We start from the raw sequence: 12567 nt of genomic DNA, 5'->3' as shown, positions 1-12567 counted from the left end.
AACGGGTCAGCCGGTTACATGACCAACACATCGCTCAATCGCCGCACCCTGCTCGCCGCAGCCGTCCTTGCTTATCCCGCCCTGGCGATCGCCCGGACCTCTGCGCAGACGACGCCACCGTCACAGGACGGCCCCTTCCGCTTCAAGGGCTGGCGCGGCGCGGAGACCGACGCCGAGCGCGGCTTCTTCGAGGTTCCCGAAGACCGCCGCGATCCGGGCTCGCGAAAAATCCGGCTGGGCTATGTCCGGTTTCCTTCCACCGCAGCCCGGCCCGGCCCGCCGATCGTCTACCTGGCGGGTGGTCCCGGCGGCGCGGGGTCCACGGCTGCGGCCGGGCCGCGCTTCCCCATCTTCATGGCTCTCCGTGAAGTCGCCGATGTGATAGCCTTCGACCAGCGCGGCACGGGCATGTCCGCCGCCATCCCTGCCAGGCCCGATCCCGTAGCTCCCCTGCCCGTGTTCACGCGGGAAGGATTGACGGCCTATTTCCGCGACGACCTTCAGCGCGCCTGGGCGGACTGGACGCGGGCCGGCGTCGCAATCCGCGGCTACAACACCGAACAGAACGCCGACGACATCGATGATCTGCGAAAGCATCTCGGTGTGGAGAAGATCGACCTCTGGGGCATCAGCTACGGCTCACATCTGGCGCTCAGCATGCTCAAGCGGCACGGCGAACGGGTGAACCGCGTGGCCCTGGCCAGTCTCGAAGGGCAGGATCAGACGGTGAAGCGGCCGGCCCGGATCGATGCCTTTCTCGATCAGGTCGATGCCTTGCTGGCCAGTGACCCGGCGGTCCGCGCGGAGATACCCGACCTGCCGGCCCTGATGCGCCGCGTGCATGCCAGGCTCGAGGCAGCGCCCGCCAGGATGACCGCCAAGCTGGGAAACACACCGGTCGAGCTGCAACTGGGCGGCTTCGGCATCCAGCTCATGTCGGGAGGGCTCATCGCCAATCCGCGCACGCTGGTCATGCTGCCGGGAATATATCGGGCGCTCGACGCCGGCAGAACGGATGTGCTCGAGCCGTTCCTGTCCGAGTTCACCGGTCTTCTGGGCATCAGCGGCATGCCCGAGGCCATGGACCTGGCATCCGGGATCTCGCCCGCCCGGCTGGCGATGGTGCAGCGCGAGGCCCGGTCGGCCGTATTGGGGGACGCGCTGAACTTCCCGATGCCGCACTTGCTGGGCGCGGTGCCGGCGGCTGACCTTGGCGAGGCCTTCCGGGCACCGATCCGCATCGGTCACCCCGCCTTGCTGGTTGCCGGATCGCTGGACGGCCGCACACCGCTGGCCGAACAGGCCGAGGTAGCGGCGCAATTCCAGCGCAAATCCCGCGTGATCGTCGAGAATGCCGGCCACAATGTCTTCGAGGCCCATCCCGATGTGCAGGGCCTGCTGGTGCGGTTCTTCCGCGGCGAGGCACTGGCCGACACGAAGCTGACCCTGCCTCCGCCAAAGTTCCAGCTGGGATGACTTGACCGGAAAACGTCGTTGACGATCGCCACCGGCGCTACCGGTCGTCGATCCGACTAGGGGCTGTCGGGCGTGTCGTCGTCCTGGGTGGCGATGATCACGCCGCCGGCGACGATGCCCAGGATGCCGATGACCGCGATGATCGGCGCGCCGGCGATGTCGGACTTGTCCTTCGACGCAGTGGAAGCCCGCAGCGACAACTTCGAAGCTGAAGTCTCGGAGGCTGCAAGCGCAGGCGCCACGGCCAGCGAGACGAGAGCGACCGCAGTCGCGGCCCGACCAAGAATACGCATAACTCACTCCCTCTTTTCAGGAACGGGAATGAAATGCGCCGCAACCGCCGATGGTTCCCGCAGTGCAGCAGCGCCGCCGCCATGCGGGGTTGGCAGGCGCAGCTTGCGGCCATACACCGGTGCAGACCAGCCGGATTGTCCTGATGTCCCCTCGCCTTCTCTGCCTGTTGCCCCTGCTAGCGCTCGCGGCGTGCGAAAGCTCGGGCCAGCGACGCGACAACACGGCGGTGGTCGTGAGCGCGATCGGGGCAGGCAGCGCCCTGGCCGACCCGGACAATGGCCCGCTCGACCCCGCCCGGCGCGTGCTGCTCGGCGCGACGGCCCAGGGGCTGGTCCGCTTCGATGCAGCCGGCCAGATCGAGCCCGGCCTCGCCGAGCGCTGGATCGTGATCGACGACGGCCGCAGCTTCATCTTCCGCCTGCGCGACGGCGCCACCTGGCCGGACGGCCAGCCGGTCACCGGCGAGCAAGTCGTGCGCACGCTGCGCCGCGCCATCGCGCCCCGCTCGCGCAACCCGCTGTCCCCCTTCCTCGCCGTGATCGACGAGATCGTGGAGATGACGCCGCAAGTGATCGAGGTGCGGCTGAAACGCCCGCGACCGGACCTGCTCAAGCTATTCGCCCAGCCCGAGATGGCATTGTTCCACCCCGACAAGATCGACGGCAGTGGCCCGTTCCGCCCGACGCAGAACCGCGCCGGCGTGCTGCTCCGCCCCGTGCCCGACGCGACCGATCCCGACGACACGGCCGGTCCCCGGCCGCAGGAGACCCTGCTCTTCCATGGCGAGCGGGCGGCGGTGGCGCTCGCCCGTTTCCGCGACGGCCGATCCGATCTGATCCTGGGCGGCAGCTTCGTCGACTGGCCACTGGTCGGCACCGCGGGCATCGCCACCGCCAATGTGCGGCTCGACAACGCCCTGGGCCTGTTCGGGCTCGCCGTGGCAACGCGCGACGGCTTTCTTGCCGACCCCGCCAATCGCGCAGCGATCGCCATGGCGATCGACCGGGCCACGCTGACCCACCAGCTGCACCCGGACTGGGCACCGGTCGAAACATTGCTGCCGGCCCAGCTCGATTCGGCCAATCCGCCCGCCCAGCCCGCCTGGGCGGCACTCGACCTCGACGAGCGTCGCCAAACCGCGCGCAATTCGGTCGCGGCATGGCGCCGGGGGCACCCTGGCACGATCACGCTGCGCATCGCCCTGCCCGCCGGCCCCGGCGCGACGCTGGTCTGGTCGCGGCTGGCCGAGGCGCTCTACGCGATCGGGATCAAGCCCGTGCGCACCGGCCCGGAGGATCCGGCGGAGTTGCGCCTGATCGATGCCGTCGCGCCCTATGACAGCGCACGCTGGTTCGTCGCCACGGCCTGCCAGGCCTGCTCCGACGACGCCCGGACGCTGATCGAGGCCGGCCGCGACGCGCCCGACCTCTATGCCCGCTCCCACCGCATCGCCGAGGCGGATGCCGCGCTGGCAGCGGACGGAGCATACATCCCTATCGCCCAGCCCTTCCGATGGTCTATCGTCGCGCTGCGGCTCCAGGCCTGGCAGGGGAACGCCCGGGCCTGGCACCCGTTGAACCACCTGCGCAACGAAACGAGGTGAACGTGGCGAAGACGACGCGGATGGCTTCCACGACCCTGCCCCTGGGCCGGCACGCACAGGATGTGCGCCGCCGGATCGAGATGATGGAGCATCTGCTCGAGCGCAGCATTCCCATCCCGGGCCTCAAGAGCAAGGTCGGCCTCGACGCGGTGCTGGGCCTGGTCCCCGTCGGCGGCGACGTGATCGCGGCGCTGCTCGGCCTCTACATCGTCTGGGAAGCCCGCAACCTCAACATGCCGAAGACGACCATGGCCCGGATGATCGGCAATGTCGGCTTCGACTGGCTGATCGGCCTGGTGCCCGTGGTCGGCGACGCGGCCGACTTCGTGTTCAAGTCGAACAGCCGCAACCTCAAGCTGATCAAGCGCCACCTCGACAAGCACCACCCGGGCACCAGCACGGTCGACCACAGCTGATTTCCTACACCGAACGCAGCGCCGACTCGCCGAAGCCGGATCGTCGGCGGCGAAAGGTCACAAAAGTCTCGACACCCAATAGAGCACGCCATTCCTCGCTGCCCGCAACATGCTTGCGCGACGCTGATCCTATCGTTCCAACAACCGTCAAAGAGCGGCCAGCGCATGCGGGCCGCGGGAGCCAAGCAGGCGAAATCCTACATTGCAACCGCCGGATCTAGCGCCGCCCGCTGCCCCGCCAGATCCTGAGCGGATTCGCATCCGCCGCGCCGCCGCTGTTCGGCTTGCAGCGCTCGTAGCGCAGGCCGGTGTCGAGGCAGAGCCACAGCTCGTCGAGCCAGTTCTCCCTGGTCACCGTCACGCGGATCGACTCCGCCGGGATGTTCGGATTGGCTGCGGCGAAGCGGGCCTTGAACTGGCCGACGGTCAGGTCGCCGCGCGAAAGCCGGTCCATGTCCGGATAGCGGACCAGGTCGTAGAGCCGCTTGGCCGTGGCGAAATAGGTGGACGGCGCCATGCTGGTGCAGGTGCCGTGCTTGGCCCATTCGTGCTGGATGAGCTGGGCCGAGGGCGTGGTGCACAGCATCTGCTTGATCTGCGCCGGCGAGAGAATACGCGTGTCGGCGCAATATTGCGGCCAGGTCTTGCCCGTGCCGTCCGGCCACAGGCCGTGCAGGGTGAAGCCGAAGCGGGCACCCCGGCTGCAACGGAAGCGATTCTCCGGATTGGTGCCATCGGCACGGCACAGCCCCGGATTCCAGGTGAGCGCCAGCGTGTAGCTGCCGATCGGCAGGATACGGCGCGGCTGCTTCGCATCGGGCAGGTCCGGACGCGGACGCTCGACACCCGCCGCAGGGCGGCACATCAGCGCCTGTGCCGAGGCGATACCCGGCAGCAGCGCCAGGCCGGTGCCGACGATCCCGAGAACCAGCTTGCGCATCACGCCACTCCCTCTTGCGCGAAATCCAGGCCGATATCGGCGGCGGGCGCCGACTGGGTCAGCCGACCGACACTGATATAGGTAACGCCGCTTTCGGCGATCGCGCGGATCGTGTCGAGCCGCACCCCGCCCGAAGCCTCGGTCGGCACACGGCCGGCGACCAGCGCCACGGCCTCGCGCAGCGTCTCCGGGCCCATATTGTCGAGCAGCAGATGGGTGGCGCCCGCCTGGAGCGCGGGCTCGATCTGGTCGATCCGGTCGACCTCGACGATGATCCGCTCGATCCCGGCCGCCACTGCACGGCGTGCGGCCTCGGCCACCGAACCGGCGACCGCGACATGATTGTCCTTGATCATCGCCGCATCCCACAGGCCCATGCGGTGGTTCGTCGCCCCGCCCATCCGCGTCGCGTATTTCTCGAGCACGCGCAGGCCCGGCAGCGTCTTGCGGGTGTCGAGCAGCGTCGCGCCGGTGCCCTGGATCGCATCGACATAGGTCCGTGCCATCGTCGCGATGCCCGAGAGATGCTGGACGGTGTTGAGCGCCGAGCGTTCGGCGGTGAGCAGCGCGCGCGCCTTGCCCCGCAAGCGCATCAGATCGGTGCCGGCGGCGACGCGGTCGCCATCCTCGACCAGCCGCTCGATCTCCACCTCGGGATCGAGCGCGCGGAAGAATGCCTCGGCGATGGGAAGCCCGGCGACGGTGATCGCATCGCGGCTGTCCATCACGCCGGCGAATATCGCATCGGCGGGGATCACCGCGGCGGAGGTGATGTCGCCCGTGTCGCCCAGATCCTCGGCGAGGGTGGCGGCGACGAAGGCGGCGAGATCGAAGCGGTCGAGCGTGAAGGCCATGCGTCGCCCCTTAAAAGCCGCGCCGGGTGGCGGCAATGGCGCGATCACGCAACCGCACCCTCGCCCGCAAAGTGAAGGGAGTAGAGGCAAATCGTTTCACTTTGCCCGGAGCCCCCGATCCATGGCGGGAATCGAGTGAAAACCGAAAGCGCGACACCATGCGTACATGGCAGCAGACGAAATCCTACATTGCAAGCGCCCGTTCGCCCGGTCATCGATGGGCCATGGCCGATGCCGAACCCCTGAACTTTCCCGAGGTCCGCCGTCTCCGAGAATATTGGGACCGCCGGCTGACTCATGTCTCCTCGCCGCCGGAGGAATGGGTGTCGGACAAGCTGCTGCTCGACGCGTTGGGACTGGGCCTCGAGCAGACGTTGCAGTTCATCTCCAGCGAAAGGCCCGATTTCGAAGGCTTTCGGCGCTGGATCGTCGCAACCGCCGGCGCGCCCGACCGGCTGACCATCGCGCGCTACCACGCCGCGCTGGACGGCACCCCGCCTCCCCCCGCCATCGCCGCGCGACTGGCCGGGATCGATGCGATGCCGGACGTACTGGATGCCGACGCCCTCGCCCATTGGGAGGCGCAGGGCTATGTGATCCTGCGCGGCGCGATCGCGCCGGAAGAAGCCGAAGCCGCCGCCGCGCTGCTCTGGAAAACGGTGGGCGCCGACCCGGACGATCCGGCGACCTGGTACGGCCCGCGCAACAACGGGCTGATGGTCCAGCTATTCCAGCATCCCGCACTGGAGGCGGCGCGGCGTTCGGCGCGGGTGCACAAGGCCTTCGCCCAGCTCTGGGGCAGCAGCGACCTGTGGCCGCGCATCGACCGGATGAGCTTCAACGCGCCGGTCCTCCCGCATCAAAACTTCGGGGCGCCTCGGCTGCACTGGGACGCGAGCCTTGTCCCGCCCATCCCGTTCGCGACGCAGGGTATCCTTTATCTCACGGATACCGCGGCAGATCAGGGTGCGTTCGAGCTGGTGCCGGGCTTCCATCACGAACTGGCGGACTGGCTGGACAGCCTGGGCGACGCGAATCCGCGGACGGTAGACCTGAGCGACCGCGCGGTGCGGGTGGCGGCGGGCGCGGGCGACCTGATCATCTGGCGGCACGACCTGCCGCACGGGGCGACGCCCAACGCCGCGACGAAGCCGCGGCTGGCGCAATATGTGAACTTCTATTCGGCAGAGATGGGAGTGCAGCCGAAGTGGCGGTGAGCTGCTTGTTCCCCTCCCTGGAAGGGAGGGGAGAAGAGAGAGATCAATCCCCCTTGGTCGGATCCCCGCCGATCGTCGGCGCCGGGCCCAGGTCCCCCATGCCCACCGTGGCGCTCGCCATGTCGAGCATGCGGTCGAGGCTCTTCTTGGCCTGGAGGCGCAGGCCTTCCTCGATCTCGATGCGCGGCGTGAGGTCACGTAGGGCGAGGTAGAGCTTCTCCAGGTTGTTGAGCGCCATGTACGGGCAGATGTTGCAGTTGCAGTTGCCGTCGGCGCCGGGCGCGCCGATGAAGTTCTTCTCCGGCATCGCCTTCTGCATCTGGTGGATGATGTGCGGCTCCGTCGCGACGATCAGCGTGTCGCCGGCCATCGCCTGCGAGAACTCCAGGATACCGCGGGTCGAGCCGACATAATCGGCGTGATCGAGCACGTGCGGCGGGCATTCGGGATGCGCGGCGACAGGGGCGCCGGGGTGCTGGGCCTTGAGCTTGAGCAGCTCGGTTTCCGAGAACGCCTCGTGCACGATGCACACGCCCGGCCAGAGCAGCATGTCGCGACCGATCTTGCGCTTGAGATAGCCGCCGAGATTACGGTCCGGGCCGAAGATGATCTTCTGCTCGGGCGGGATCTGGGCGAGGATCTTCTCCGCCGAGCTCGACGTTACGATGATGTCGCTGAGCGCCTTAACCTCTGTCGAGCAATTGATGTAGGTCAGCGCGATGTGATCCGGATGCGCGGCGCGGAAGGCGGCGAACTGCTCCGGCGGACAGCTGTCCTCGAGGCTGCAGCCGGCATTCATGTCGGGCAGCACGACGATCTTCTCGGGCGAGAGGATCTTGGCGGTCTCTGCCATGAAGCGCACGCCGCAGAAGGCGATCACCTCGGCATCGGTCTCGGCGGCCTTGCGCGAGAGATCGAGGCTGTCGCCGACGAAATCGGCCAGGTCCTGCAGCTCGGGCTTCTGGTAATAATGGGCGAGGATGACGGCGTTGCGCTCCTTGCGCAGCCGATCGATCTCCGCCCGGAGATCGAGCCCGGCCAGGCTCCCACCGATGCCGTTGCGCGCGTCCATGTTCCTGCACTCCCTTGCCCGCGCCGCACATGGCCCGGCGGAGGCGCAGGTTCAAGGCTGAATGGGCGGCCAATGCGCGGCGAAGGGTCGAACCGCTCCCGGCGAGCCCGCCACCACCATGCGGGTGATCCCCTCCCCCATCGGCGAGAAGGCGATCGCCTCGGCCAGCAGGAAGGAGCCGGTCATCGCGGCCAGCCCCCAGATCCAGGCCGGATGTACAGTGCCGGTGCGCCTGCGGTCGACGATCATGCCGATCACCGGGAAGAGCGACGGCGCGAGCAGCGCCGCGACCGGCCAGGACCAGGGGATCATGAAGGGCACCGGCAGGATGCGCCCGAAGCCCGGCCCGGTGATCGCGGCCATCGAGCAGAGCATCAGCCGGCGATGCCAGTCCGACTGCCTCCGCCTCGAGACGGCGGCGAACACCAGGCCGGCAAAGCAGAGCAGCCCGGCGGGATTGCCGAACAGGAACTCTGGCAGGTCGAAAAAGGGCGGGCCGCCATGGTGCCGCACCGCGTAGATGGTGATCACCGTCCCCATCACCACCATCAACGGCACCCAGACCACCGATATCCAGCCGAGCTTGCGGTGGAGCCCGACATGCCCGGTCGCGACCAGCAGGTTCTGGGCGAGGAAGATCGCGATCCAGCCCATGAAGACCAGGGCGTGAACGTGGTAGATCAGCGGCAGCGCGAAGCTCGACCGGCCCATCGCCAAGTTGAGCGAGAAGCCCCCGACGATCACTGCGATCATGGCGAGCGACAGGATCAGGAAGAAGCGGTCGCGCCGCGCACGCGGAATTGGTTCGGCAATCGTCGCCATGTTCAGTCCCCCCACCGACAAACCTGCGAATGTTGGAAGGTATCTTGTTTGGGACGGATTGGAAACATTTCTCCCTCTCCCCTGAAGAGGAGAGGGAGAAGAAAGTCACCACTTGTTGGCGATCACGTCCTCTGGCCGGCGGGATTCATCCCAGCGTTCGGTCGGGCGCTTGGCCTCGTCGGGGAAGAGCACCTCGACATCGGCGGCGATCCCGGTGGCGCGCAGCGGCATGGCGAAGCTGCGCTCGACCGCGCGGCGGGTCGCGTCGCGGGCCATGCGCATGTACGGGCCGGACTGGGCCTGGCGGAGCAGCTCCTGCTGGCCGGCCTTGCGATTGGCGTCGTCGAGCTTGCCCCCGACATCGGTGACCGACAGCAGGATGCCGCCATTGTCGTACTGTCGGATCTGGTCGAGATCGACGTCCGGCCCCATCGCCTCGACCGCGGGCAGCGTGATGGTGAGCCGCTTCTTCGCGGCGTCCCAGCGCACATCCTCCTGGCGGAGCTTCGACAGGTCGACTTCGTAGCGGACGCTGCCCGGCATGATCATCGTCTTCTGGGCCGTGAGGCCGAGCTGGCTCTGCTTCGAGGTGACCACCGCGACGAACTTGGCGGCGAAGGCGGACAGGCGGTTCTGCTCGCGCAGCCCGGCAAGGCTGGCCTGCGCCACCGTCTCGGGCGTCGGGCCGGCGAATTGCTGCTTGATCGTGTTGCCGAGGAACCAGAAGCCGGCGCCCATCACCAGCACCACCGCCAGCACGATGGTGAGCGTCACGCCGAACAGCTTGAGGCAACCCCCGCCCTGCTTCACGCCCTCTTCCAAGCGTCACCCTCCTCGCTGACGAGCCCGCGATCCCGGAGATCGATCAGATGCGCGAGCACCGATCGCCCGGCCGCGCCGTTGAGCCGCGGGTCGAGCCCGACATACATGCGCTCGACCATCGCGGGAACCGTGCCGGTGCCGGCCTCGAGCAGGCGCAGGATCTGCCCTTCGCGCTGCTTGCGGTGGCCGATCAGCCCGCGCACGAAGCGATGCGGCCTGGCGATCGGCTCGCCATGCGCGGGGAAATAGGTGCGGTCGCCCGCGCGGTGCATCAGCTTGTCGAGGCTGCGCATATAGGCCGCCATGTCGCCATCGGGCGGCGCGACCACGGTGGTCGACCAGCCCATGACATGGTCGCCGCTGAACAGCCCGCCGGATTCCTCCAGCGCGAAGCACAGATGGTTGGAGGTGTGGCCCGGCGTGGCGACGGCGGAGAGCGTCCAGTCCGGCCCCGCGATGCGCTCGCCGTCCGCCAGCACCCGATCGGGCGCATAGCCGGCGTCGAACGAGGCATCGGCGCGCGGGCCGGCATCGGCGAGGCTGAGCGGCGCGCAACCGATGATCGGGGCACTGGTCAGCGCCTTGAGCGGCGCCGCCGCCGGGCTGTGGTCGCGGTGGGTGTGCGTGCAGAGGATCGCGAGCACCTTGCGCCCCGCGATCGCGGAGACCAGCGCCGCGATGTGCTCGGGATCGTCCGGGCCGGGATCGATCACGGCGAGCTCGGTGGTGCCGACCAGATACGTCTGGGTGCCGGTATAGGTGAAGGGCGACGGATTGGGCGCCAGGATCCGGGTGACCAGCGGGTCCAGCGTCATGGCCAGGCCGGTCGGAGCGTCCACGGGGATGTCCATGCCCCCGAGATGGCCTTTGCCGCGCCGCGGCGCAAGCCTGTCGAATGAAACGGGGCCGGCCGCGAAGGAGAGCAGCCGGCCCCGTAGAAGGGCGTTCGTGAAAGGGGCTTGATCCGAACGCCCTTCCCCTCTCGGGTTACTTCTCGGCCTCGGCGGCGCCCTTCTCGACTTCGGCGATGGCTTCATCGATGCCCTTCAGGGCCTTGGCGCGCTGCTCGGGGCTGAGATCGATCTGGTTCTCGATGGCGTTCCGGGAGATGCGCAGGCCCATCACTGCCGAGCGCATGCCCATCCGCTTGGAGTCGAACGCGATCTTCTCGGCGTTGATCGCGATCTTCTCGATCCGGTTCGAGCAGATAATCATCACCTTCTTGCCGTCCTTCTCGAACTTTTCGACCACCGGCTTGCCGTCCGTGGTCTCGGCGCAGTTGGCATGGCGGATCTCGGGCACCTTGACGCGGATCGCCTCGATGTCGGGCATCTCGCTCTCGGTCTTGCTGCCATCGGCGTGGACCATCACGATCTTGGTGATGCGCTTGCCGTCCTTGTCCTTGCCGTCCTGGCTGGTGGTATAGGTGTAGGTGCGGACCTTGACCGGGGCCTCGGGTGCTTCCGGTGCGGCAGCCGGGGCCGCGGGCGCGGCGGGCATGGGCACCGAAGGCTCGGCCGGTGCGGCGGGCGGTGCCGGGACGTCCTGGCCGAGCTTCACGCCGGTGACCGTCTCGACCCTGGCCTTGATGGTCTCGGCGGCCTGGGTGCCCGAGGCGGTGAGGCCGAGCGCGGCCAGGCCGAGGGCACCGGTGCCGACCAGGCCGGCAGCAAGGCGTGCGGGGGAATTCTTGTGGGTCTTCGAAAGCATGCGGAGCCTCCCTTTGACTTCGTTGATCGTGTGCAAGTGACATGCCGCCGAGACCGCACCCCCATGCGCGGACTTGACGATCGCACGGCCATAAGCATGGCGCAGTGCCTGGGCGCGGCCGGCGAGCACCAGGGCGTCGCAGGCCATTTCCTGGTCGGCACGGAAGGCGCGGAAGGCCCTCCAGGCGACCGGATTGAACCAGTGGATGGCGAGGACGAACAGCGCGACCCAGTTCGCGATCAGATCGCCGCGGACATGGTGGCCGAGTTCATGGGCGAGCGCGAGGTCGCGCTCCTGCTCGTCGTAGCGCTCGGTGAAGTCGCACGGAAAGGCGACATATTTGCGCAGCACCCCGAAGGCGAGCGGGCCGTGGACCGCATCGGTCTCGATCACGCGCACCTTGCCCTGGGCGATGGTACGATCGACCCGCGCGGCCTTGAGCAGCCGGGCGCAGTGCCGCCGATGCGCGATCAGGTGATAGGCGAGGAAGCCGAGCGCCCCGATCACCCACAGGCCGAGCGCGAGGATCAGCACGCTCGGGCCGCTTGCGGCATAGGTCGGCGCGACCAGGGCGGCCGGCACCGAATGGCCGGCGGTGCCGAGCTCGACGATCGTCACCGCGTTCTGGTCGATCCCCGCGGGCAGCGCCTCGGGCTTGATCACGCCGGTGACGATCCCGGGCACGTCCGCCTCGCGGACGAAGGGCGACACCAGGCTGGTGAGCGTCCAGTCGCCCGGCAAGGGCGGCATCAGCATCCGGATCACCGGCATCGCCCACAGCGCATAGGCCATTTGCGGGCCGAAGGCGCGGCGGACGGGTGCGCGGAGGGCGAGCACCAGCAGCATCAGCAGCGTGCTCGCGACGAAGGTCTCTACGATCCAGCCGGTCATTGCTTTAGATCCCTGAGCAGCGCCTCGATCTCGGCGATATCCTGGTCGGTGAGCTGGTCCCGCTCGGCGAGGTGGGCGACCAGCGGCGTCAGCTTGCCACCGAACAGCCGGTCCATCAGCTTGCGCGATTCCCCGGCGACATAATCCCCGCGCACGACCAGCGGACGATAGAGGTAGCGGCGCCCCTCTTCCTGGTGCGCGATGATGTTCTTGGCGAGGAGGCGCCCGAGCAGGGTCTTGACCGTGTTGGCGCTCCAGCCGCGCTCGGCAGGCACGCGCTCGGCCACTTCCTGGGCGGTGAGCGGCGACTCTTCCCACAGCACTTCCATCACGGCGTGCTCTGCGTCGCTGATCCGTTCCGTCATCGGAGTCCCTCTTGAATGACTACGCCTGTAATCGTCACGATTACGTCTGTAGTCAAGCGGGTGAATGCGGGATGAACGGAATCTG

The 12567-nt window shown here is 68.2% G+C and carries 13 protein-coding genes; 4 read left to right on the top strand and 9 right to left on the bottom strand.

What is annotated here, in order from left to right:
- The first annotated feature begins 18 nt into the window (after nucleotides 1–18).
- Nucleotides 19–1476: an alpha/beta fold hydrolase gene (locus GGR46_RS01655; protein WP_183993953.1), complete on the top strand. Its 1458-nt coding sequence runs from the start codon at nucleotides 19–21 to the stop codon at nucleotides 1474–1476.
- A 56-nt stretch (nucleotides 1477–1532) separates the two neighbouring features.
- Here the strand turns inward: GGR46_RS01655 and GGR46_RS01650 are convergent, their stop codons facing one another.
- Nucleotides 1533–1769 carry a hypothetical protein gene (locus tag GGR46_RS01650; RefSeq protein ID WP_183993951.1) on the bottom strand — a complete coding sequence of 79 codons (237 nt, stop codon included), beginning with the start codon at nucleotides 1767–1769 and terminating at the stop codon, nucleotides 1533–1535.
- Nucleotides 1770–1912: 143 nt separating this feature from the next.
- Between GGR46_RS01650 and GGR46_RS01645 the strand changes: the two genes are divergently transcribed.
- Nucleotides 1913–3373, top strand: coding sequence for an ABC transporter substrate-binding protein (locus GGR46_RS01645; protein WP_183993949.1), 1461 nt, complete (start codon nucleotides 1913–1915; stop codon nucleotides 3371–3373).
- Nucleotides 3374–3393: 20 nt separating this feature from the next.
- Nucleotides 3394–3789 (top strand): DUF4112 domain-containing protein, encoded by a 396-nt coding sequence (locus GGR46_RS01640; RefSeq protein ID WP_183996649.1) that lies wholly within the window; start codon nucleotides 3394–3396, stop codon nucleotides 3787–3789.
- A gap of 217 nt (nucleotides 3790–4006) precedes the next feature.
- Here GGR46_RS01640 and GGR46_RS01635 read toward each other — a convergent pair whose 3' ends face one another.
- Together GGR46_RS01635 and nadC are read right to left on the bottom strand one after the other, a co-directional pair.
- Complete coding sequence (locus GGR46_RS01635) at nucleotides 4007–4729, bottom strand: ribonuclease T2 family protein (RefSeq protein ID WP_183993947.1); 723 nt, start codon at nucleotides 4727–4729, stop codon at nucleotides 4007–4009.
- Nucleotides 4729–5583 (bottom strand): carboxylating nicotinate-nucleotide diphosphorylase, encoded by an 855-nt coding sequence (gene nadC / locus GGR46_RS01630; protein WP_183993945.1) that lies wholly within the window; start codon nucleotides 5581–5583, stop codon nucleotides 4729–4731. Before nadC ends, GGR46_RS01635 begins: the two co-directional genes overlap by 1 nt.
- A 224-nt stretch (nucleotides 5584–5807) precedes the next feature.
- Here nadC and GGR46_RS01625 point away from each other — a divergent pair, with 224 nt between their 5' ends.
- Nucleotides 5808–6800 (top strand): phytanoyl-CoA dioxygenase family protein, encoded by a 993-nt coding sequence (locus GGR46_RS01625; RefSeq protein ID WP_183993943.1) that lies wholly within the window; start codon nucleotides 5808–5810, stop codon nucleotides 6798–6800.
- Between the two features lie 43 nt (nucleotides 6801–6843).
- Here GGR46_RS01625 and nadA read toward each other — a convergent pair whose 3' ends face one another.
- The 6 genes from nadA to GGR46_RS01595 all read right to left on the bottom strand — a co-directional run bounded on the left by nadA (nucleotide 6844) and on the right by GGR46_RS01595 (nucleotide 12482).
- Nucleotides 6844–7872, bottom strand: a complete 1029-nt coding sequence (nadA, locus tag GGR46_RS01620) for a quinolinate synthase NadA (protein WP_183993941.1) — start codon at nucleotides 7870–7872, stop codon at nucleotides 6844–6846.
- 51 nt (nucleotides 7873–7923) lie between these two features.
- On the bottom strand, nucleotides 7924–8694 hold the full coding sequence (locus tag GGR46_RS01615; protein ID WP_183993939.1) for a hypothetical protein: 771 nt from the start codon (nucleotides 8692–8694) through the stop codon (nucleotides 7924–7926).
- A gap of 105 nt (nucleotides 8695–8799) precedes the next feature.
- Entirely contained in the window at nucleotides 8800–9516 is a 717-nt protein-coding gene (locus GGR46_RS01610; RefSeq protein WP_246425869.1) for a DUF4230 domain-containing protein, read from the bottom strand.
- Complete coding sequence (locus GGR46_RS01605) at nucleotides 9501–10367, bottom strand: MBL fold metallo-hydrolase (protein WP_183993937.1); 867 nt, start codon at nucleotides 10365–10367, stop codon at nucleotides 9501–9503. Before GGR46_RS01605 ends, GGR46_RS01610 begins: the two co-directional genes overlap by 16 nt.
- A 136-nt stretch (nucleotides 10368–10503) precedes the next feature.
- Entirely contained in the window at nucleotides 10504–12117 is a 1614-nt protein-coding gene (locus tag GGR46_RS01600) for a M56 family metallopeptidase (protein WP_183993935.1), read from the bottom strand.
- Nucleotides 12114–12482 carry a BlaI/MecI/CopY family transcriptional regulator gene (locus GGR46_RS01595; RefSeq protein WP_183993933.1) on the bottom strand — a complete coding sequence of 123 codons (369 nt, stop codon included), beginning with the start codon at nucleotides 12480–12482 and terminating at the stop codon, nucleotides 12114–12116. Before GGR46_RS01595 ends, GGR46_RS01600 begins: the two co-directional genes overlap by 4 nt.
- Nucleotides 12483–12567 lie beyond the last annotated feature (85 nt).

Source organism: Sphingomonas kyeonggiensis (genome assembly GCF_014196745.1).
GTDB lineage: Bacteria > Pseudomonadota > Alphaproteobacteria > Sphingomonadales > Sphingomonadaceae > Sphingomonas > Sphingomonas kyeonggiensis.
Note: the sequence above shows the minus strand (reverse complement) of the source record. Positions and strands in the feature narration are given on the sequence as shown.

Bases quoted from the DNA above. Each gene is read 5' to 3' on its own strand.
- GGR46_RS01600 (WP_183993935.1), bottom strand. From the start codon at position 12,117: ATGACCGGCTGGATCGTAGAGACCTTCGTCGCGAGCACGCTGCTGATG.
- GGR46_RS01650 (WP_183993951.1), bottom strand. From the start codon at position 1,769: ATGCGTATTCTTGGTCGGGCCGCGACTGCGGTCGCTCTCGTCTCGCTG.
- nadC (WP_183993945.1), bottom strand. From the start codon at position 5,583: ATGGCCTTCACGCTCGACCGCTTCGATCTCGCCGCCTTCGTCGCCGCC.
- GGR46_RS01635 (WP_183993947.1), bottom strand. From the start codon at position 4,729: ATGCGCAAGCTGGTTCTCGGGATCGTCGGCACCGGCCTGGCGCTGCTG.
- GGR46_RS01640 (WP_183996649.1), top strand. From the start codon at position 3,394: ATGGCTTCCACGACCCTGCCCCTGGGCCGGCACGCACAGGATGTGCGC.
- GGR46_RS01645 (WP_183993949.1), top strand. From the start codon at position 1,913: ATGTCCCCTCGCCTTCTCTGCCTGTTGCCCCTGCTAGCGCTCGCGGCG.
- GGR46_RS01605 (WP_183993937.1), bottom strand. From the start codon at position 10,367: ATGGACATCCCCGTGGACGCTCCGACCGGCCTGGCCATGACGCTGGAC.
- GGR46_RS01655 (WP_183993953.1), top strand. From the start codon at position 19: ATGACCAACACATCGCTCAATCGCCGCACCCTGCTCGCCGCAGCCGTC.
- GGR46_RS01595 (WP_183993933.1), bottom strand. From the start codon at position 12,482: ATGACGGAACGGATCAGCGACGCAGAGCACGCCGTGATGGAAGTGCTG.
- nadA (WP_183993941.1), bottom strand. From the start codon at position 7,872: ATGGACGCGCGCAACGGCATCGGTGGGAGCCTGGCCGGGCTCGATCTC.
- GGR46_RS01625 (WP_183993943.1), top strand. From the start codon at position 5,808: ATGGCCGATGCCGAACCCCTGAACTTTCCCGAGGTCCGCCGTCTCCGA.
- GGR46_RS01615 (WP_183993939.1), bottom strand. From the start codon at position 8,694: ATGGCGACGATTGCCGAACCAATTCCGCGTGCGCGGCGCGACCGCTTC.